This window comes from Actinoplanes oryzae, from assembly GCF_030757795.1.
Classification (GTDB): Bacteria; Actinomycetota; Actinomycetes; order Mycobacteriales; family Micromonosporaceae; genus Actinoplanes.
The window spans coordinates 1-20,243 of the sequence record NZ_JAUQWH010000052.1 but is presented as its reverse complement, the minus strand read 5'-3'; the positions used below and the strand labels follow the sequence as shown (position 1 = coordinate 20,243).

Below are 20,243 nucleotides of genomic sequence, written 5' to 3'. Positions count from 1 at the left end.
CGGTGGACGACGCCGATCTGTGGGCCGGCGATCCCTTCGACGCCTCTCCCACGCGCCCTGACGCGGGGACCACGCGCCCCGCGGAGACCACGCGCCCCGCGGAGACCACGCGGCCTGACGTGGGGACCACGCGCCCTGCGGGAACCACGCGCCCTGATGCGGAGACCAGGCCCTATCGGCTGACAGTCGACCCCGTGCTCGACCGGCTCGAGCTGGGTGAGGCCTTTGACCGACGAGGGGCGGGCGCATCCCCCGGGCGAGGCGCAGGTGCGTCCTCCCGGCGAGGAACGGGTGCCTCTTCCCGGCGGGGAGCGGGCGCGTCCTCGCGGCGGGAGGTGGACGCGTTCTCCCTCTCCGAGACCGGCGCGCTTGCCCGGGCGGAGGGGAGCGACGCCGGGTCGCGGGAGCCGGGGAGCGAGGCCGGGTCGCGGTCGGCGGGCGGGCGTTCTTCCGGTCGCCGGGGGCGAGGGGAACAGCGCGAGAAGGAGCCCGACAACCGGCCCGAGTCGGAGATCGCCCGGGAGATCTGTCTGCGACAGCTGTCCGTGCGGCCCCGGACGCGGGCGGAGCTGGCCAAGGCGCTCGCCAAGAAGGAGATCTCCGACGAGGTGATCGCCGAGGTACTCGACCGCTACGACGAGGTCGGCATCATCGACGACGCCGCGTTCGCCCGGGCATGGGTGTCGAGCCGGCATCACGGGCGGGGGCTGGCCCGGCGCGCCCTCGCCAACGAGCTGCGCCAGCGCGGAGTCGACGCCGAGGTGGCGACCGAGGCGCTGGAGTCCGTGGACGACGACGCCGAGGCGGCCGCCGCCCGGGCCCTCGTCGACCGGAAGCTGCGCACCGCCACCGGCACGCCCGACCAGATCTTCCGCCGGCTCGTCGGCATGCTGGCGCGCAAGGGCTACCCGGCGGGCACGGCCTTCCGCGCGGTCAAGGAGGCCCTCGCCGCCCGCGACGAGGAAGCCGCCGAGTTCGCCGACCAGATCGACGCCGACGCCCTCACCGACCAGCAAACCGACTGACCCGTCCCACCCCGCGCCGCAGACCGGCTGACTGGTCCACCCCGCGCCGCGGACCGGCTGACCCGACCCCGTTCCACCCCGCGCCGCAATCCGCCGACTTGCGCTGCAGACCACCTGACTTGTCGGCCCTGCTCCGCGGAACGCCGACTTGCCTGCGGCGTGTCTCCGGTCCAGCGGGCCGGCGGAGTCGCTCATGGCCTGTGCCCGGCACGGCACTTCGACGTAAGCGCGCCGCGGCGGCCGGTCGTCACCCCGGCCGCTTCCGTCCGGCGCGGCGAGGCCGGTCACTCTCGTCCAGCCCCGGCGGCAGGTCATTCTCGCCCCGCCGGGGGCCGGTCACGTTCGTCCGGCGTGGGGCGCACGACTACCTCCGCCCGGCATCGGTGGACCGGGCTGCCTTCGCCTGCGAGCGTTGGCCCGGGCTGCCTTCGCCCGGTGGTGGGTCCGGCAGCTATGGCCCGAGCGGTGGGGCCGGCTGTTTCGGCCCGGCGTGGTGGGGGCTGATGGGCTCTGCGGCGGCTGGGTCGGGGTGCGGAGGGCGGGCGGTCAGCGGGCCATTTCCGTGACGCGGGATTCGCGGACGACGGTGACGCGGATCTGGCCGGGGTAGGTGAGTTCCTCCTCGATCTGCTTCGCCACGTCGCGGGCCAGGACGGCGGCGCCGATGTCGTCGACGTCGTCGGGGCGGACCATGACCCGGATCTCGCGGCCGGCCTGCATGGCGAAGACCTTGTCGACGCCCGGCTTGGTGCCGGCGATCTCCTCGATGCGCTCGAGACGCTTGACGTACGCCTCCAGGCTCTCCCGCCGCGCCCCCGGCCGCCCGCCGGAGCAGGCATCGGCAGCCTGGGTCAGGACGGCCTCGATCGTCTGCGGCGGCACCTCGTTGTGGTGGGCCTCGATGGCGTGGACGACGTCCTCGGACTCGCCGTACTTGCGGGCGAGGTCCGCGCCGATCAGCGCGTGGCTGCCCTCCACTTCGTGGGTGAGCGCCTTGCCGATGTCGTGCAGGAACGCGGACCGCTTCATGGTGGGGACGTCGAGGCCCAGCTCGGCGGCCATGATGCCGGCGATGTGGGCGGTCTCGACGAGGTGCTTGAGGACGTTCTGGCCGTAGCTGGTGCGGTAGCGCAGGCGACCCAGCAGCGTGACCAGCTGGGGGTGCAGGTCGGTGATGCCGACGTCGACGAGGGCCTCCTCGGCGGCGCGCTCGCAGAGGACGTCGACCTCGTTCTTGGCGGCCTCGTAGACCTCTTCGATGCGGTGCGGGTGGATGCGGCCGTCGAGGACGAGCTTCTCGAGGGTGAGCCTGCCGACCTCGCGGCGCACCGGGTCGAAGCAGGAGAGCAGCACCGCCTCGGGGGTGTCGTCGATGATCAGGTTGACGCCGGTCACCGACTCGAACGCCCGGATGTTGCGGCCCTCGCGGCCGATGATGCGGCCCTTCATCTCGTCGCTGGGCAGGTGCAGGACGCTGACCACGCTCTCCGCGGTCTGCTCGCTGGCGATGCGCTGGATGGCGTCGACGACGATGTGCCGGGCGCGGGTGTCGGCGGTGCTCTTCGCCTCGCTCTCGATGTCGCGGACGAGGATCGCGGCCTCGCGCTTGGCCTGGGACTCGATGCTCTCGACCAGCTCGGTGCGGGCCTGCTCGGCGCTCAGGCTCGCGACCCGCTCCAGCTCGAGGCGGCGCTGCTCGGCGGCCTCGGCCAGCTCGGCCTCGCGCCGGGTGAGGGCGGCCTCGCGCTTGGTCAGGTCGGCGTCGAGGGCGGCCAGCCGGCGTTCGCGTTCGACGAGGCGCTCGACCTCCTCGGCGTGCAGGCGTTCCCGCTCGTCGATGCGGGCGGCGCGGCGCTCGACCTCGGCGGCCTGCTCCTTGGCGGTGGCGTTGAGCAGGGAGACCTCGCGCTCGCCGCTGCGCCGGGCGGCCGCGCGGACCTGCTCGGCGTCGGCTTCGGCCTGCCGGTGGGCGTGCTCGAGGATCGTGTCGGCCTCCTCGTGCGCCGATTCGAGGACCCGCTTGGCCTCGGCCCGGGCGGCGGACGCCTCGGCCTTGGCGGCGGCGGCCTCCGCCCGTACGGAGGCGGCCTTGGCGTTGGCGTCGTCGACCTTGGCCTTCGCGGCGTGCAGCGTCTGCTCGCGGCTGCGCTCGTCGGCCGACCGTGACTCCTGGAGCTGGCGCAGGGCCCGTTGACCGAGGAAGATGCCTGCCGCCACGAAGGCGGCGAGAACGACGATCGCCAGTACGAGCACCCAGTCGAGGGGCGACATCTCGCCGTTTCTCCCTTCGCCGCGCCGCATGGGGATGCGGGGCCGGTTCGTTGTCCCGCGCCGCGTGAGCCCACGGCGAAGTGGGCGCGCGGTGCGCGGGGTAGGGATGCCCGACCAAAGGCGGCTGACCGCGGGTACGATCCAGCGCCGGCAACGGGTGTGCGAGCCGCCCCTGGGGGTGGCGGCCATGACATCGTCGTCGGCGGCGGACCGCGGGTGCTGCTGAGCCGGACGCCCGCGCGGTCGGCGGACGGCCGGGTAGGGGGACACGGCTGCTCGATCGGCCCGCCCGAGGAGCGGCGAGCCGCGACCGGCCGGCCGGACGGGGGGACCGGGGTGGCCAGGTCGGAACGGCGACGTCGCTTCACCCGGCCGGGGCGAAGCGGCGGAGGCGGTCCTTTCTGCGGGAGGGCCAGGGCGGGAGCCGGGGCGGCGAGCTGACGGCGATGGTGTCGCCGGGCTCACTGTCCGAAACCGGAAGTGATGCCGAAAAGTAATGCGATCTATGTTGTGCGCTTAGCCTGCAATGGTCGAACAAACCTTGGTAACGCGAGGCTAGGTCGCGAGAGCCGCTTCGGTCAAGGACTCATGATTCGCCCAGCGATGGGACGTTCGGCACAGACCCGCTCACGCCCAGCTCAGGACGGCAGGGGGCAATTCAGGCGTAGCGGGCCCACACGTCGCGGACGGGGTCCCACTTCTGGCCGACGCCTTCCTTCCAGTACGCCAGCAGGTACGCGGCCACGGGACTGCCGGCGTCGTCCCACCAGATGCCCGCCACCGTGCGTCCGGACACCTGATAGGCGTACTCCACGTAGTTGCCGCTCATGCGCCCGGACGGGGTCGACTTCTGCTGGGCCCCGCCGGCGCCGGGGGTGAGGGTGCGCGCGTCGATGTTCTGCTTGAGCGTGGTGTCCCGGGCGGCATCGCGCTCGGCCGCGGTCGCATACTCGACGAAGATCACACTCATGGCGTCCATCTCGCAGCGGACACGAGCCTTCTCGCCCCGGTTGAGGGTCGGGCCGCCCTGCTCGCCGTCGCGGGCGCAGCCGGAGAGGTGCGGCAGCCAGCCCTGCGCCATCGGGGTCAGGCGGGCGGTGAACTTCGGCCCGTTGATCGCGATCTGGTTCCGCTCGTAGACGCCCGCCGAGGCGCCGGCCGACGGGGTGGGCGCGGCCGCGGCCGGGGGCGCCTCGGGTGCCGTGGCGCGGCCGAGGAACCATCCGCCCGTGCCGAACAGAAGCAGGCCCGCAGCCAGGCCCGCGAGGGCCGGGACGAGGAACCGGCCGCGCGGCTGCTTGGGCGTCGGCTCGATGCGCGGGCCGCTGTAGCCGGCGCCAAGACCGAACGCGTCGCCGGGCGGAAGACCGTACTCGTCCAGGCCGCCGCCCGAGGCAGGATAGGCCCCGCCCGAGGTGGGATGGGCCCCGCCCGAGGTGGAATGGGCCCCGCCCGAGGTGGGATGGGCTCCACCGGAGGGTGGATAGGCCCCGCCGGAGGTGGGATGCGCTCCGCCGGAAGTGGGATGCGCTCCGCCGGAAGTGGGATGCGCTCCGCCGGAAGTGGGGTGGGCGCCGCCCGAGGTGGGATGCGGCACGCCGCTGGTGGGAGGCGTGTGGAACGGGCCGTAGGCCGGGCCGCCGTCGTGGTCCGTATCGCTCACCGGACCCATCCCCTCCGAACAGTGTGCTCGTGGCCTCGAGCACGGGCCACGACCTTGCACGCTACCAGCCGGCCGCGCGCGGTGACGATGAGCGGACGGCGGCCCCGGGACCCCGGGCCCGCCGTCCGTCGTGGATCAGGAGGGGCGCCGCCGGGAGACGAGGATCAGCCCCACGCCCCCGGCCACGATCGCGGCGCCGACACCGGCGATGGCGATCACATTGGTGCCGGTGATCGGCAGGCTCGGCCCGCCGGCCGCGGCGACCCCGCCGCCACTGCCGTGGGTCAAGGAGCTGCTGACGGCCGATCCGGCGCCGCCGCCCGTGCCCGTGCCGGGGTCGTCGTTCGCGCCGGTGCCGGTACCGGGATCAGCGGTATCGGCGGGCTCATCCGCCGGATCTAGCGGGACGACCGGCTTGCCGCCCCCGCCGCCGGGCAGCTCGCCCGGCCTGCCCGGCGCGCCCGGGCCCGGGTCCTCGGTGGTGGGGTGCGGGTCCGGAGCGGGCTCCGGCTCCTCCGCCGGCGGCTCCGGCTCCTCCTCCACCGGCGGCTCCGGCTCGTCGGTCGGCGGCTCCGGCTCGTCGGTCGTGGGATCGGGCGCCGGCTCTTCCGTGGTCGGCTCCGGAACCGGGACGGACGGACCGCCCGGCTCGTCCCCGTCGTCCGCACCGGTCGCGTCCGGATCGGCGGCGGCCTGAACCCCGGCCCCGAGGGCCGGCGCCGGCAACGCTGCCCCGAGGGCCGGCGACGGCAGCGCGGCCGAGGCAGCCGCGCCACCTGTCAGCGCGGCCACGCCCACGGCTCCGGCGACGACTCCGAGACGCACCGCCATGCGCATACTGCGCCGGCGGGCAAGGTGACTGATTCGCATGATTCTCCCCGTGTAGGCGGAGGACGCTACCTGCAGTCAGTGGCGATGATCTGTCCCGCCTGGACAAAACGGACGAACGCTCAGCCCTGCGGCTCCACCACGGCACCCGCGCCGACCGGGGTGGGCGTACCCGGGGAAGCCTTGATGCGCGGCGCCCGGCCGGTCCGGCGGGTGCGGCGCTCCAGGAAGCCGGCGAAGAACGTCAGCGACGCGTTGAGCAGGATGTAGATGATCGCCGCGACGATCGCCGCCGGGACCACGTTGCCGAAGTTCGCGCCGACGGTGTTGACGCCGTTCTGGATCAGCTCGGTGTAGCCGATGATGTAGCCGAGTGCGGTGTCCTTCACCAGCACGACGAGCTGGCTCACGATCACCGGCAGCATGGCGCGCGCGGCCTGGGGCACGAGGATTTCGCGCATGACCAGGTTCTTGCGCATGCCGATCGCGTACGCGGCCTCGCTCTGGCCCCGCGGCACCGCCTTGATCCCGGCGCGGAAGGCCTCGGCCAGCACCGATCCGTTGTAGAGCGTGAGCCCGATCACGACCGCCCAGAACGGCGGCATGGGCTGCTCGGTGAGGAACGGGATGCCGAAGAAGATGAAGAAGATCATCAGCAGCAGCGGCACAGCCCGGAAGAACTCGACCACGACGCCCGACGGGCCGCTCAGCCACCAGTGGTCCGAGAGCCGGCCCACGGCGAAGACCACGCCGAAGACCAGCGACAGCACCATCGCGACGGCGGCCGCCTGCACCGTGCTCCACAGGCCCGGCAGGATGTACGCCGTCCAGGTCTCGCCCGCCGTGAACGGCTCCCACAACGGGCCGTCCCAGATGCCGTTCTTGTCGAACTGCCGGTAGATCCACCACAGCAGCAGCACCAGCCCGATGCCGAAGACGACGGTCAGTGCGAGGTTCCGCGCCTTGGCCCGGGGCCCCGGGTGGTCGTAGAGGACGCTGTCCGTGCTGCTCACCGCTTCACCGCCAGTCGGTTCGACAGCCACCCGAAGAAGTAGCCGGTGGGGATCAGGACGACGGCGAAGGTGCCGGCGAAGACGAGGAAGATCGGGATGACCGCGTCACCGTTGGCGTTGATCAGCTCCTTCATGGCCGACGAGGACTCCATGAGGCCGATCGTGCCGACGATCGTGGAGTTCTTGCACAGGGCGATGAGGATGCTGCCCAGCGGGGCGATGACCGCCCGGCCGGCCTGGGGAAGCACGATCAGGCGCAGGGTCTGCAGGAACGACATGCCGATCGCGCGGGCGGCCTCGGCCTGGCCCACCGGGACGGTGTTGATGCCGGAGCGGATGGCCTCGCAGACGAACGCGGCGGTGTAGACCGACAGGCCCACGACGCCGAGCCAGAAGTTGTTCAGGTCGATGTCGTCGGCCAGCTCCAGCCCCAGCGCGGAGTAGAGGCCGAAGTAGCAGAAGAAGATGATCAGCGTCAGCGGCGTGTTCCGGAAGATGTTGACCCAGCCCGTGCCGAAGGCCCGCAGCACGGGTACGGGCGACACGCGCATCCCCGCGAGCAGCACACCGAGTACTCCCGAGCCGACGGCTGCCGCCACGGTCAGCTTCAGGATCCAGAGGAACCCGGTCGTGTAGGTCTCTATGTTGTCCGGATCGGTGAAGACGTCCATCGCGCTTCTCTCATGAGGAGGGCGGGGCCGGCGCGATGCCGGCCCCGCCCAGAGAACTCGGTCAGCTGCAGTTGGTCAGCTTGGTCACGTCGAGCTCGGGCGCCGCCGTGCCGCTCTTGCCCAGCGTGGCGTCCCAGGCCGCCTTGTACGAGCCGTCGGTCGCGGCCGTCTTCAGGATCTCGTTGATCTTGTTGCAGCCCTCGGTGTCGTCCTTCTTGACGCCGATGCCGTAGGGCTCGTCGCTGAACTTCTTGCCGACCACCTTGAACTTGCCCGCGTACTGGTCCTGGGCGGCGTACCCGGCGAGGATGATGTCGTCGGTGGTGACCGCGTCGACCTTGCCGTCGGCCAGCGCCTGGACGCACTTGGAGTAGGAGTCGAACTGCTGGAGCTGCGCGTCCTTGTAGTCCGTCTGGATCCGCTTGGCCGGCGTGGAGCCGGAGACCGAGCAGACCTTCTTGCCGGCCAGCGCCTCGGGGCCGGTGATCGTCGACGCGGTCGGGACCAGCAGGTCCTGGCCGGCGACGTAGTAGGGGCCGCCGAAGTTGACGACCTTCTTGCGCTCGTCGTTGATCGTGTAGGTCGCGACGACCACGTCGACCTGGCCCTGCTGGATGAAGGGCTCGCGGTTGGCGGAGACCGTCGTCTTGTACTCGATGCCGGACTCCGGCACGCCGAGGCCCTTGGCGATGATCTTCGCGATCTCGATGTCGAAGCCGGTGTAGGCCGTGCCGGTCTGCAGGCCGAGGCCGGGCTGGTCGTTCTTGACGCCGAAGACGAGCTTCTTGTCGCTGCTCGCCTTGCCGACGATGCCGCTGGCCGAGCCCGAGCCGCTGTCGTCCCCGCCGCCACAGGCCGCCGCGGACAGGGCCAGGGCGAACGCCCCGGCGATCGCCGCCATTCGAGTGATGCGCATCGTCCTGCTCCTCCTGGTGCTGCGAAAAACAACAATCAACGGAAAATCGTCTGTGGACTCCCGCGTTCTCGCGGGAGAGATGCGGCCGGTACGCGCCTGGATACCGCTCAGTGCGTGAGGATCTTCGACAGGAAGTCCTTGGCCCGCTCGCTCTTGGGGTTGGCGAAGAACTCCTCGGGCTCGGCCTGCTCGACCAGCTGCCCGTCGGCCATGAAGACCACGCGGTTGGCGGCGTGCCGGGCGAAGCCCATCTCGTGCGTGACGACGACCATGGTCATGCCCTCGCGGGCCAGCGACGTCATGACGTCGAGGACCTCCCCGACCATCTCGGGGTCCAGGGCGCTGGTCGGCTCGTCGAAGAGCAGGGCCTTGGGCTGCATGGCCAGCGCACGGGCGATGGCGACGCGCTGCTGCTGGCCGCCGGAGAGCTGCGCCGGGTACTTCTCCGCCTGGCTGGCGATGCCGACCCGCTCGAGCAGGCCCATCGCGCGGTCGCGGACCGCCGCCGGCTTCTCCTTGCGCACCTTGACCGGGCCCAGCATGACGTTCTGCAGGATGGTCTTGTGCGCGAAGAGGTTGAACGACTGGAACACCATGCCGACCTCGCTGCGCAGCCGCGCGAGGGCCTTGCCCTCGGCCGGCAGCGCCCGCCCGTCGAAGGTGATGGTGCCGGAGTCGATCGGCTCGAGGCGGTTGATCGCGCGGCACAGCGTCGACTTGCCGGAACCCGACGGTCCGATCACGACAACCACTTCGCCACGCGCCACGGACAGGTCGACGTCCTGCAGGACGTGCAACGGGCCGAAATGCTTGTTGACGCCTTCGAGGACGATGAGTGGCTCGCTCGTCGTCGTCACCGTCTGACCACCGTCCCGTCTGTGCCGTTCACTCGGATGGGGCCACTCTAGGGGGCCACAAGTATCGGAACGCCCCGAGAATGGTCACGGAGGGGTAACACCGCAAGTGCGGACCGGAAGGGATGTCCACGATGAGCGGTATGGACGCTGAGCCCGCCGACGGCCTGTGGAGTTGGTGTCTCGCCGCGGAGCTGGAGGTGACGACCGTGTGCGCTGCCGTCGCCGAGGTGCTGCGCCGGCCCGTGGCGACCCTGGGCGCCATGGTCGACGACGCCGTGCTCTGCGACGTATGGCACACCGGAGGCGACTTCCCGACGGCGCTGGAGTGTTTCCTCGCCCCCTCCGATCTGCCCGAGAGTGCCGTCGCGAGCGCCGTCGCCGTTCGTCTCGGCACCGACGTCCTGTTCGCGGACGACACCCTCAACCCCACCCGGTACGTCCGGGCCGCCGCGGACGGCACGCTCAGCGCGGTGCATGTCGACGAGATCGAGACCGACGACGGTACGGAGCGACGCCATGCCCGCCCGTGCACAGGCAGCGACCCGGCGTGCGCCCTCGGCCCCGGGTGCTCACGATCCAGCTGGAAGCCGGAGCGACCTGCGGCCGCCTAGGGTCTACGCTTTTGAATTGCCATGACTGACTTTGCCCCCGCGGCCGCCCGCACCTACGACGTGCGCACCTACGGCTGCCAGATGAACGTGCACGACAGCGAGCGCATCTCCGGCCTGATGGAGGACGCGGGCTACGTCCGTGCCGCCGACGCCGACGCCGCCGACGTCGTGGTCTTCAACACGTGCGCGGTCCGGGAGAACGCCGACAACCGGCTGTACGGCAATCTCGGCCACTTGCGCCCCACCAAGCTCAAGAACCCCGGCATGCAGATCGCCGTGGGCGGCTGCCTGGCGCAGAAGGACCGCGGCGACATCGTCAAGAAGGCGCCGTGGGTCGACGTGGTCTTCGGCACGCACAACATCGGGTCGTTGCCGGCGCTGCTCGAGCGGGCCCGGCACAACCAGGAGGCCGAGGTCGAGATCCTCGAGAGCCTCGAGGTGTTCCCGTCGACGCTGCCCACCAAGCGCGAGTCCACGTACGCCGGGTGGGTCTCGATCTCCGTGGGCTGCAACAACACCTGCACCTTCTGCATCGTGCCGTCGCTGCGCGGCAAGGAGAAGGACCGCCGCCCGGGCGAGATCCTCGCCGAGGTGGAGGCGCTCGCCGCGCAGGGCGTGCTCGAGGTCACCCTGCTCGGGCAGAACGTCAACTCGTACGGCGTCGAGTTCGGCGACCGGCTCGCCTTCGGCAAGCTGCTGCGCGCCACCGGCACGATCGAGGGCCTGGAGCGGGTCCGCTTCACCAGCCCGCACCCCAAGGACTTCACCGACGACGTGATCGCCGCCATGGCCGAGACGCCCAACGTCTGCCACTCGCTGCACATGCCGCTGCAGTCCGGCTCCGACCGCGTGCTCAAGGCCATGCGCCGCAGCTACCGCTCGGAGAAGTACCTCGGCATCATCGACAAGGTCCGCGCCGCCATGCCCGACGCCGCGATCACCACGGACATCATCGTCGGCTTCCCCGGCGAGACCGAGGAGGACTTCCAGCAGACCCTGGAGGTCGTGCGGCGCGCCCGCTTCTCGAGCGCCTTCACCTTCCAGTACTCCAAGCGCCCCGGCACCCCCGCCGCGACCATGGCGGAGCAGCTGCCGAAGCAGGTCGTCCAGGAGCGCTACGAGCGGCTGATCGCCCTCCTCGAGGAGATCACCTGGGCGGAGAACAAGCGCCTGGTCGGCGCCACGACCGAGGTCCTGGTCGCGGTGGGCGAGGGCCGCAAGGACGAGCGTACGGGCCGGATGAGCGGCCGCGCCCGCGACGGCCGCCTGGTCCACTTCGCCGTCGGCGACACCACCCCGCGCCCCGGCGACATCGTCGAGACCGTCATCACGTACGCCGCCCCGCACCACCTCAACGCCGACGGCGCCCCGCTGTCCCACCGCCGCACCCGAGCGGGCGACGCGTGGGAGGCCGGCCACACCCCGAAGCTCCCCGGCGTCTCCCTGGGCCTCCCGACAATCGGCGTCCCGGCCCCCCTGCCGGTGGTCGACGGCTGCAGCATCAGCTGACGCCACGGCCCTCGCGGGCGCTGCGCGCTTCGGGGCGCTGCGGCACTTGCGGGCGCTGCGCGCTTCGGGGGCGCGGCGCACTCCGCGGACGCGCGCATTCCGGGGGCACGCCGCACTCCGCGGACGCGCGCATTTCGGGGGCACGGCGCATTTCGGGGCGCAGCGCACTTCGGGAGCGCTGCGGCACTTGCCGGTGCTGCTGCACCCGCTGGCTCTTCGGCGCCGGGCTCGCGGGTGGGCCCGCGGTCGGCCGGCGCTGGGCTCTCAGCGGGCGTTGAGCGTGCGGCGGCGGCACGGGACGCTCAGCACGATCTCGGCGGCGATCAGCCCGGCGGCCACGCGCCGGGAGGCCGGCTCCGCTGGACGGCACGGCCAAGCGCGACGAAGCCCCGGGCACCGGCCCGGGGCTTCGTCGTCGGCTCAGCGAACGGTGCGAGCGCTCAGTGCGCCTGCTCCGCCAACGCCAGGAACTGCTTCTTGGAGGCGAGCGCCTGCTCGGCCTCCTTGATCCGCCGCTTGTCGCCGGCGGCCTGGGCGCGGGCCAGCTTCTCCTCCGCCTCGGCGACCTGGTCGCGCATCTGGCGCAGGAGCGGGTTGTCCTCCGGCGCGGTCTTGCGCCACGCGGAGTCCATGGCGACGCGGATGCGCTCCTCGGCGGCCCGCCAGCGGCGGTCCAGGGAGGCGGCCGACTCGCGGGGGACGCGGCCGGCGTCGTGCCAGGCGGCCTGGAGGTCGCGGAGCTTGTTCTGGGCGCCGCGCGGGTCGGCGTCGACGTCGAGGGCCTCGACCTCGGCGAGGACGGCCTGCTTCTTCTCCAGGTTGCCCTTGTACTCCGCGTCGCGGGCCGAGAAGACCTCGCTGCGGCGGGTGAAGAAGGCGTCCTGGGCGGCCCGGAACCGCTCCCAGAGGCGCTGCTCGGCCTCCTTGGCCGCGCGGGGCGCCGCCTTCCACTCGGTCATCAGGTCCTTGAGCCGGGTGGCCGTGGGGCCCCACTCGCTGGAGCCGGAGAGCGCCTCGGCCTCCTTGACCAGCTCCTCCTTGGCGGTCTGCGCCTGCTTGCGCTGGCCGTCGAGGGTGGCGAAGTGCGCGCCCCGGCGCCGGGTGAAGCCGTCGCGGGCCGCGGCGAAGCGCTTCCACAGCTCGCCGTCGGTCTTCTTGTCGACGCCGCGGATCGTCTTCCACTCGTCGAGGATCTCCTTGAGGCGGTCGCCCGCGCTCTTCCAGCCGGTCGCCTCGGCGGCGATCGTCTCGGCCTCCTCGACGAGGGCCGTCTTGCGGGCGAGGGCCTCGGTGCGGGCCAGCTCGCGGGCGGCCTTGGCCTCGTCGGCCTTGGCGTCGGCCAGCTGGGTCAGCGCGTCGAGCCGGGCGGCGAGCCCGTCGATGTCGCCGACCACGTGGGCCTCGTCGAGGGTCGTCCGCAGCCGCTTGACGCTGCTCAGCGAGTGCGCCGCGTCGGCGGCGCCGGACTTGAGCCGGGCCTCCACCAGGTCCACCTCGGTGACCAGGTCGGCGAAGCGCCGCGCGAAGTGAGCCAGGCCCTCCTCCGGCGTGCCCGCCTGCCAGGAGCCGACGACCTTGTCGCCCTCGGCTGTCTTGACGTAGACGGTGCCGTCGGCGTCCACGCGCCCGAAGGTCGTCCAGTCGTTCATGAGCCCATCCTCGTCTTCCCGGTGTCTCGGGCTCCACTGCCCGTACGCACCGCCATGGCGCAGTCGAATGCCATCATTCCATCGGCATTCTTTCTCGCGCATTGTCACAGGTCCAACCCGGTCAGGGGGAAGCCGCGGAAGATGACCGTGACCAGCCCGTTACGGTGGCTTGCGTGCCATTGCTCCCTTCCCCCGGCGTGATCGCCGTCGTCGGTCCCACCGCGGCGGGCAAGACCGCGCTCAGTCTCGCCCTGGCCGAGGCCCTGGGCGGCGAGGTCGTCAACGCCGACTCCATGCAGCTCTACCGGGGGATGGACATCGGCACCGCCAAGTTGCCGCCGGGCGAGCGCGAGGGCGTCCCGCACCACGTGCTCGACATCTGGGACGTGACCGTGGCCGCCAGCGTGGCCGAGTACCAGCAGGTCGCGCGGGCCGCCGTCGACGCGGTCGTGGCGCGGGGGCGCGTACCTCTGCTGGTGGGGGGTTCGGGGTTGTATGTCCGGGCCGTGCTGGAGGAATTCGAGTTTCCCGGCACGGATCCCGCCATCCGGGAACGGCTCGAGGCGGAGCTGTCGGAAATCGGTCCGGCACCGCTCTACCGGAGGCTCCGGGAGCGGGATCCGGAGGCGGCGAGCAAGATCCTGCCGTCCAACGGCCGGCGGATCGTGCGCGCGCTCGAGGTGATCGAGATGACGGGCGCCACGTTCACTGCTCATCTGCCCGTGCCGACCCCGTACTACCCGTCCGTACAGATCGGGGTGGACCGGGACACGACGGACCTGGACGCGCGCATCGCGGCGCGCGTGGACCTCATGTGGGCGCAGGGTCTGCTCGACGAGGTGCGCGCGCTCGACCGGGCCGGCCTGCGGGAGGGCCGCACGGCGAGCCGGGCGCTCGGCTATCAGCAGGCGCTCGCGCAGATCGACGGAAACATGACAGAAGCCGAGGCCAAGGACGACACCGTACGGGGAACGCGGCGCTTCGTCCGCCGCCAGCGCTCGTGGTTCCGCCGCGACCCGCGTGTCACCTGGCTCGATGCGGCGTCCCCGGACGTTGTCCACAGGGCGTTGGCAGCCGTTCGCGCGGCTGGGGAATGATGGACCGCGTGTTGTTCACCAAGGGCCATGGCACCGGCAACGACTTCGTCATCCTCCCGGACCCCGACGGGGCGCTCGAGCTGACTCCCGGGCTCGTCGCCGCGCTCTGCGACCGGCACCGCGGGATCGGCGCCGACGGCGTGCTCCGCGTCGTGCGCAGCGCCAAGCACCCCGAGGGCGCCGGCTGGGCGGCCGAGGCCGAGTGGTTCATGGACTACTGGAATGCGGACGGTTCGCTCGCCGAGATGTGCGGCAACGGTGTGCGGGTGTTCACGCGCTACCTGCTGACCCACGAGCTGGCGTCCTTCGGGACGGAGGGCCTGCCGATCGCGACGCGGTCCGGCGTCGTGGTCGCGGTGCCCGACGGCGACCTGATCTCCGTGCACATGCGCACCCCCGAGGTGTACGCGGCCGGCACCGCGACCGTCGGCCCGCTGACCCTGCCCGGCATCGCCGTCGACTGCGGCAACCCGCATCTCGTCGCCGCCCTGCACGACGGGGTGCGCCTCGACGCCCTGGATCTGCACGTGGCGCCCGGTTTCGACCCCGCCGTGTTCCCCCAGGGGGTGAACGTCGAGTTCACCACGCCCGGTGCCGCCGTGGACGGCGCCGACCTGCACGTGCACATGCGGGTCTACGAGCGGGGCTCCGCCGAGACCCTGTCCTGCGGCTCCGGCGCCCTCGCGGTCGGCGCGGTGGCGCTGCGCAACGCCGAGCTGCCGACGGGCCGCGTGGCCGTCGACGTGCCCGGCGGCCGGCTCTGGGTGACCGCCGACGCGGAGGGGCGGTGGTGGCTCGCGGGGCCGGCGGTGCTCGTGGCCACGGGGGAGGTCGCCCTCTGATGGCGTTGCATCGCGTGGCGCACCGCGGCTACTCCGCCGTCGCGCCGGAGAACACGCTGCCCGCGCTCACCGCGGGAGTGCTGGCGGGGGCCACGTTCATCGAGTTCGACGTGCGGACGACGGCGGACGGCGTACCCGTGGTCATCCACGACCGGACCGTCGACCGCACCACCGACGGCTCCGGGAAGGTGTGGGAGCTGACCCTGGACGAGGTCGACGCCCTCGACGCCGGCTCGTGGTTCTCGCCGTCCTACGCGGGCGTCGGGATCCCCACGCTGACCGAGGTGCTCGACGCGCTCGTGGCCAGCGACGCCGAGCTGCTGCTGGAGATCAAGCCGCCGGCGACCCTCGAGGAGGTCAAGAACATCATCGGCCTGGTCGGCGACGCGGGCCTGCTCGACCGCACGGTGGTGCAGAGCTTCGACCCCAATGTCGTACGGCTGGCGGGTGAGGCCTCCCCGGAGGTGCGCCGCGGCTTCCTGCGCGATCCGTTCGACTCCGACCAGGTCGCGGTCGCGCGCGAGCTCGGGGTGCGTTACGTCAACCCGTCGATGAACGCGGTGCTCGGCTCGCCGGAGACAGTGGCGGCGCTGGGGGCCGAGGGCGTGCGGGTCATGCCGTGGACGGCCAACGACATGACCCTCTGGCCCGACCTGGTCGCCGCCGGTGTGGCCGGATTGATCACCGACCGCACCGGCGAGCTGACCGGGTGGGCAACGAGCGACGATGGAGACGCCGCCGTGTGACCGTCGTGCCGGTCGCGAACGACGCCCGTCAGAAGGTCTCGGCGGGAGCCTCCGCGAGCTCGGCCGGAGGCGCCGCCGCCTCGTTGTGCGGCGCCGGGGTGCCCTTGACGGTGGCGCGGATCGCCGCGGCCACCGCCGGGGTCACCCGCGCGTCGAACACGCTCGGGATGATGACCGTCGGGTTGATCTTGTCCTCGCCGACCACGTTCGCGATGGCCATGGCCGCCGCGAGCGCCATCTCCTCGGTGAACTCCTCCGCGCTCACGTCGAGCATGCCGCGGAAGACGCCGGGGAACGCCAGCACGTTGTTGATCTGGTTCGGCTGGTCGGAGCGACCCGTGGCGACGACCGCGGCGTGCTTGCGGGCCTCCCGCGGATCGACCTCCGGATCGGGGTTGGCCAGCGCGAAGACGATCGACCTCTCGGCCATCTTCGCGATGTCGTCGCCGGTGAGCAGGTTGGGCGCGCTCACGCCGATGAACACGTCCGCGCCCACGATCGCCCCGGGCAGGTCGCCCGAGTAGTTGTCGCGGTTGGTGTTCTCGGCCAGCCACTGCCAGGTGTCGTTGAGGTCGTCCATGCCGCGGTGCAGGGCGCCCTTCCGGTCGTACGCGATGATGTCGCCCACGCCCTGGCGCAGCAGCAGCTTCATGATCGCGGTGCCGGCCGCCCCCGCCCCGGAGACGACGACCTTGACGTCGGCGAGGTTCTTGCCGACCACGCGGAGGGCGTTGGTGAGGGCGGCGAGCACGCAGATGGCCGTACCGTGCTGGTCGTCGTGGAAGACCGGGATGTCCAGCAGCTCGCGCAGCCGGGTCTCGATCTCGAAGCAGCGCGGCGCGGCGATGTCCTCGAGGTTGATGCCGCCGTAGGCCGGGGCGATCGCCCGGACGATGTTGACGATCTCGTCGGTGTCCTGCGTGTCGAGCACCACGGGCCACGCGTCCACGCCGCCGAAGCGCTTGAAGAGGGCGGCCTTGCCCTCCATGACCGGCATCGCGGCGGCCGGGCCGATGTTGCCCAGGCCGAGGACGGCCGAGCCGTCGCTGACCACGGCGACCGTGTTGCGCTTGATGGTGAGGCGGCGGGCGTCGGCCGGGTTCTCCGCGATGGCCATGCAGACCCGGGCCACACCGGGCGTGTACGCCCGGGACAGCTCGTCGCGGTTGCGCAGCGCGACCTTGGAGGAGACCTCGATCTTGCCGCCGAGGTGCAGCAGGAACGTGCGGTCGGAGACCTTGCGGACGTCGACGCCGTCCTGCTCCTCCAGGCTCTTGACGACCTGGTCGGCGTGTCCGGAGTCGGCGGTGTCGCAGGTCAGGTCGACGAGCACGCGGCCGGGGTCGGAGTCCACCACGTCGAGGGCCGTCACGATCGCGCCGGCCTCGCCGACGCAGGTGGTGAGCCGGCCGATCGCGGACGCGTCGGCGGTCACAGCGATACGGATCGTGATCGAGAATCCTGCGCTGGGCAGGCGGGTGGTCACCACGGGAGTCCCTCCGTCGTTGGCGGGTGAGTCACCCGATTCTCGCCCCTTGCGGAATGCGGCATCCATCGCGGTGGTTACTAAAGAGTCAAGCACTCATTCGAGAACGCTCGGCCCGCATATGTGGATGCGCCCGGACCCGCGGCGTGCCACCATCGGGCTGAGGAGGTCACTTTTGCGAACAGAGCTTTTCGAACCCGACGTAACGACAGGTGAGCTGGAGCTCGAGGAACGGCACTCGCTGCGGCGCGTGGCCGGGCTCTCGACCGAGCTCACGGACATCACCGAGGTCGAGTACAGGCAGCTGCGGCTCGAGCGCGTGGTGCTGGTCGGCGTCTGGACCGAGGGCAGCGTGGCCGAGGCGGAGAACTCGCTCAGCGAGCTCGCCCAGCTGGCGGAGACCGCCGGCTCCCAGGTGCTCGAGGGCCTCATCCAGCGCCGCTCCCGTCCCGACTCCGCCACCTTCATCGGCCGCGGCAAGGTCGAGGAGCTGCGCGACGTGGTCCTCTCGACCGGCGCGGACACCGTGATCTGCGACGGCGAGCTGTCCCCGTCCCAGCTGCGCAACCTCGAGCAGCAGACGAAGGTCAAGGTCGTCGACCGCACGGCGCTGATCCTCGACATCTTCGCCCAGCACGCGAAGAGCAAGGAAGGCAAGGCGCAGGTCGAGCTGGCCCAGCTGCAATATCTGCTCCCACGACTGCGCGGCTGGGGTGAGTCGCTGTCCCGCCAGGGCGGTGGCGCCGGCGGCGGTGCCGGGGGCGGCGTGGGCACGCGTGGCCCCGGTGAGACCAAGCTGGAGACCGACCGGCGCCGGATCAACCACCGCATCGCCAAGCTGCGGCGCGAGATCAAGGCCATGCGGACGGTACGCCAGACCAAGCGCTCGCGGCGGCAGACCAACGGCGTCCCCGCCGTGGCGATCGCGGGCTACACCAACGCGGGCAAGTCGAGCCTGCTCAACCGGCTGACCCAGGCCGGCGTGCTGGTCGAGGACGCGCTCTTCGCCACGCTCGACCCGACCACCCGCCGGACGGCCGCCGAGGACGGGCGCGTGTTCACGCTCTCCGACACGGTCGGGTTCGTGCGGCACCTGCCCCACCAGATCGTCGAGGCCTTCCGGTCGACGCTGGAGGAGGTGGCGTACGCGGACCTGGTCGTCCACGTGCTCGACGGCTCGCACCCCGATCCCGAGGGTCAGGTGTCGGCCGTGCGGGAGGTGCTCGGCGAGGTCGGTGCCGATCGCATCCCCGAGCTGCTCGTGGTCAACAAGGTCGACGCGGCCGACGAGGAGACGCTGCTGCGCCTCAAGCGGACCTGGCCGGACGCCGTCTTCGTGTCGGCGCACTCGGGTCAGGGCATCGCCGAGCTGCACGCCGCGATCGCCGAGAAGCTGCCGCGGCCGGCCGTGGACCTGCGGGTGCTCCTGCCCTACGACCGCGGCGACCTGGTGGCCCGGATCCACCGGCGTGGTCAGGTGCTCGACACCCGGCACACCGAGGTGGGGTCGGAGCTGCGGGTCCGGATCGACGAGGCACTGGCGGCCGATCTGGAGAACTTCCGGATCTAGGCGGTCCCCGTCGGCTCCACTGTGGATATGAGGGCTACTGTGCGTTTCACTGCCACGCGCGCTATGTGACAACGACTCGCACAGTGGCCGCTTCCACCCGTTCCGTGCCTGCGTGGGGGCTGTTCCGCCAGCCTTGATCCACGCGTAACACCGATACTCGGCAGCGCATGCGACACTGATCGGATGCGGCGTCTCGTGTTCCCGATCATCGTGGCCTCCGGCCTCGTGATCGTGGGTGCCGTGCCCGCCTCCGCCGAGGACGCCTCCACGACGTCCACGGCGAAGGCAGCGGCCGGCAAGAAGGTGTGCAAGGTCACTGATCCGCTCCTCAACGAGCTGTCCGGGATCGTCGCCACGGACGACGGCTACATCGCCGTCAACGACAGCTCGACGTCTGACGAGAAGAAGAAGATCTTCCTGCTCAGCAGCAAGTGCGCGATCAAGGACTCCGTCTCCTACAGCGGTGACGGACCCGGTGACCCCGAGGACCTCGTCCTCTCCCCGGACGGCGAGACGCTCTGGATCGCCGACATCGGCGACAACGCCATCCGCAACGACGAGCTCACGCCGCGCGCCACGATCGCCCTGTGGAGCATGCCGGCCGACCTCTCCGAGAAGCCGAAGATCCACCGCCTGGCGTACCCCGAGGGCGACAAGCACGACGCCGAGACGCTGCTCTTCGACGGCGACGGCAAGCCGCTGATCGTGACCAAGGAAGTCTCCGGCGCCGCCCAGATCTACAAGCCCACCGCGGCCCTCAAGACCGGCAACAAGGAGGGCGTCCCGCTCGCCAAGGTCGGCACGGTCGAGCTTCCGCGCACGGACACCGCCGGCACCCCCTTCGCCAAGCTCGCCCAGAGCGTCGCCACGGGCGGTGCTGTCGCCCCCGGCGGCGGCAAGGTGGTCATCCGGTCCTACCTGGCCGCGTACGAGTGGGACGTCACCGGCGGCGACGTCGTCGCCGCGCTCAAGAAGAAGCCGCGGGCGACCGGGCTCCCCAACGAGCCCTTCGGCGAGGCGATCTCCTACACGCCCGACGGCAAGAACTTCGTGACGGTCTCCGACATCGGCAGCTTCACCAGCGACCCGCCGGCCAACTACATCCTCCGCTACACCCCGGCCACCGAGGTCGTGAAGGCCGCGGCGGACAAGGGCGGCACCGGCGCCGGCGACGGCAAGAGCTGGTACTCCGACCTCACCCTCTCCGACATCACCTGGCTCGTCGCCGGGGTGGGCATCGTCGGCCTCCTGCTGGTGGGCGCGGGCGTCCTCGGCATCGTCCGGCACCGCAAGAAGCACCCCGCCGAGGCGCCGGCAGCCCTCAAGGACGACGCCGACGACGACCTGCCCAGCAGCCCGAAGCCGGCCGACGCCGCGACCGAACTGCTGACCGTGGGCGGCCCGCCCGCCGGCACGTACGGCGCCGCGGCCGCCTCCGGCCCGGTCTACGGCGCGAAGCAGCAGGGCAAGGGCGTCTACGGCGGCGGTC

17 protein-coding genes are annotated in these 20,243 nt (G+C 71.7%); 8 read left to right on the top strand and 9 right to left on the bottom strand.

The genetic code is table 11. The features are described 5' to 3' along the window. Window positions 1–335 precede the first annotated feature (335 nt). Entirely contained in the window at window positions 336–1,025 is a 690-nt protein-coding gene (locus tag RBH18_RS18760) for a regulatory protein RecX (protein ID WP_306209499.1), read from the top strand. Window positions 1,026–1,571: 546 nt separating this feature from the next. Here the strand turns inward: RBH18_RS18760 and rny are convergent. The 7 genes from rny to RBH18_RS18725 form a co-directional block, all read right to left on the bottom strand. After that, complete coding sequence (gene rny, locus RBH18_RS18755; protein ID WP_306209497.1) at window positions 1,572–3,296, bottom strand: ribonuclease Y; 1,725 nt, start codon at window positions 3,294–3,296, stop codon at window positions 1,572–1,574. Window positions 3,297–3,954: 658 nt separating this feature from the next. Next, entirely contained in the window at window positions 3,955–4,959 is a 1,005-nt protein-coding gene (locus RBH18_RS18750; protein WP_306209495.1) for a hypothetical protein, read from the bottom strand. Window positions 4,960–5,094: 135 nt separating this feature from the next. Further along, the gene (locus RBH18_RS18745; RefSeq protein ID WP_306209493.1) at window positions 5,095–5,790 is read right to left on the bottom strand and encodes an LPXTG cell wall anchor domain-containing protein; all 696 of its coding nucleotides are present in this window, start codon (window positions 5,788–5,790) and stop codon (window positions 5,095–5,097) included. Window positions 5,791–5,909: 119 nt separating this feature from the next. Beyond that, window positions 5,910–6,800: an amino acid ABC transporter permease gene (locus RBH18_RS18740; protein ID WP_306209491.1), complete on the bottom strand. Its 891-nt coding sequence runs from the start codon at window positions 6,798–6,800 to the stop codon at window positions 5,910–5,912. Further along, entirely contained in the window at window positions 6,797–7,471 is a 675-nt protein-coding gene (locus RBH18_RS18735; RefSeq protein ID WP_306209489.1) for an amino acid ABC transporter permease, read from the bottom strand. The genes RBH18_RS18740 and RBH18_RS18735 overlap by 4 nt, the downstream gene beginning before the upstream one ends. A 61-nt stretch (window positions 7,472–7,532) precedes the next feature. After that, window positions 7,533–8,387 (bottom strand): glutamate ABC transporter substrate-binding protein, encoded by an 855-nt coding sequence (locus RBH18_RS18730; protein WP_306209487.1) that lies wholly within the window; start codon window positions 8,385–8,387, stop codon window positions 7,533–7,535. 107 nt (window positions 8,388–8,494) lie between these two features. Further along, entirely contained in the window at window positions 8,495–9,244 is a 750-nt protein-coding gene (locus tag RBH18_RS18725; protein ID WP_306209485.1) for an amino acid ABC transporter ATP-binding protein, read from the bottom strand. Between the two features lie 140 nt (window positions 9,245–9,384). On the opposite strand from RBH18_RS18725, the gene RBH18_RS18720 reads away from it, so the two are divergent. Beyond that, window positions 9,385–9,855: a hypothetical protein gene (locus RBH18_RS18720; RefSeq protein ID WP_306209483.1), complete on the top strand. Its 471-nt coding sequence runs from the start codon at window positions 9,385–9,387 to the stop codon at window positions 9,853–9,855. A gap of 21 nt (window positions 9,856–9,876) precedes the next feature. Continuing rightward, window positions 9,877–11,364 (top strand): tRNA (N6-isopentenyl adenosine(37)-C2)-methylthiotransferase MiaB, encoded by a 1,488-nt coding sequence (gene miaB / locus RBH18_RS18715; protein ID WP_306209481.1) that lies wholly within the window; start codon window positions 9,877–9,879, stop codon window positions 11,362–11,364. A gap of 440 nt (window positions 11,365–11,804) precedes the next feature. Here the strand turns inward: miaB and RBH18_RS18710 are convergent, their stop codons facing one another. Further along, window positions 11,805–13,013, bottom strand: coding sequence for a DUF349 domain-containing protein (locus RBH18_RS18710; protein ID WP_306209479.1), 1,209 nt, complete (start codon window positions 13,011–13,013; stop codon window positions 11,805–11,807). Between the two features lie 164 nt (window positions 13,014–13,177). On the opposite strand from RBH18_RS18710, the gene miaA reads away from it, so the two are divergent. The 3 genes from miaA to RBH18_RS18695 are packed head-to-tail and all read left to right on the top strand — an operon-like array spanning window position 13,178 to window position 15,698. Continuing rightward, a complete protein-coding gene (gene miaA / locus RBH18_RS18705; RefSeq protein ID WP_306209477.1) occupies window positions 13,178–14,110 on the top strand; it encodes a tRNA (adenosine(37)-N6)-dimethylallyltransferase MiaA in 933 nt (310 codons plus the stop codon). Window positions 14,111–14,118: 8 nt separating this feature from the next. Continuing rightward, window positions 14,119–14,952 (top strand): diaminopimelate epimerase, encoded by an 834-nt coding sequence (gene dapF / locus RBH18_RS18700; RefSeq protein ID WP_306209475.1) that lies wholly within the window; start codon window positions 14,119–14,121, stop codon window positions 14,950–14,952. Then, window positions 14,952–15,698, top strand: a complete 747-nt coding sequence (locus RBH18_RS18695) for a glycerophosphodiester phosphodiesterase (protein ID WP_306209473.1) — start codon at window positions 14,952–14,954, stop codon at window positions 15,696–15,698. The genes dapF and RBH18_RS18695 overlap by 1 nt, the downstream gene beginning before the upstream one ends. Before the next feature lie 28 nt (window positions 15,699–15,726). Here RBH18_RS18695 and RBH18_RS18690 read toward each other — a convergent pair whose 3' ends face one another. Then, window positions 15,727–17,187, bottom strand: a complete 1,461-nt coding sequence (locus RBH18_RS18690; protein ID WP_306209471.1) for an NAD-dependent malic enzyme — start codon at window positions 17,185–17,187, stop codon at window positions 15,727–15,729. 172 nt (window positions 17,188–17,359) lie between these two features. Between RBH18_RS18690 and hflX the strand changes: the two genes are divergently transcribed. Together hflX and RBH18_RS18680 are read left to right on the top strand one after the other, a co-directional pair. After that, window positions 17,360–18,754 carry a GTPase HflX gene (gene hflX / locus RBH18_RS18685; protein ID WP_306209469.1) on the top strand — a complete coding sequence of 465 codons (1,395 nt, stop codon included), beginning with the start codon at window positions 17,360–17,362 and terminating at the stop codon, window positions 18,752–18,754. Between the two features lie 183 nt (window positions 18,755–18,937). Then, on the top strand, window positions 18,938–20,243 hold a 1,306-nt coding region (locus RBH18_RS18680), incomplete at its 3' end, for a hypothetical protein (protein ID WP_306209467.1).

Bases quoted from the DNA above. Each gene is read 5' to 3' on its own strand.
- rny (WP_306209497.1), bottom strand. From the start codon at position 3,296: ATGTCGCCCCTCGACTGGGTGCTCGTACTGGCGATCGTCGTTCTCGCC.
- RBH18_RS18745 (WP_306209493.1), bottom strand. From the start codon at position 5,790: ATGGCGGTGCGTCTCGGAGTCGTCGCCGGAGCCGTGGGCGTGGCCGCG.
- RBH18_RS18735 (WP_306209489.1), bottom strand. From the start codon at position 7,471: ATGGACGTCTTCACCGATCCGGACAACATAGAGACCTACACGACCGGG.
- RBH18_RS18730 (WP_306209487.1), bottom strand. From the start codon at position 8,387: ATGCGCATCACTCGAATGGCGGCGATCGCCGGGGCGTTCGCCCTGGCC.
- RBH18_RS18720 (WP_306209483.1), top strand. From the start codon at position 9,385: ATGGACGCTGAGCCCGCCGACGGCCTGTGGAGTTGGTGTCTCGCCGCG.
- miaB (WP_306209481.1), top strand. From the start codon at position 9,877: ATGACTGACTTTGCCCCCGCGGCCGCCCGCACCTACGACGTGCGCACC.
- RBH18_RS18710 (WP_306209479.1), bottom strand. From the start codon at position 13,013: ATGAACGACTGGACGACCTTCGGGCGCGTGGACGCCGACGGCACCGTC.
- RBH18_RS18695 (WP_306209473.1), top strand. From the start codon at position 14,952: ATGGCGTTGCATCGCGTGGCGCACCGCGGCTACTCCGCCGTCGCGCCG.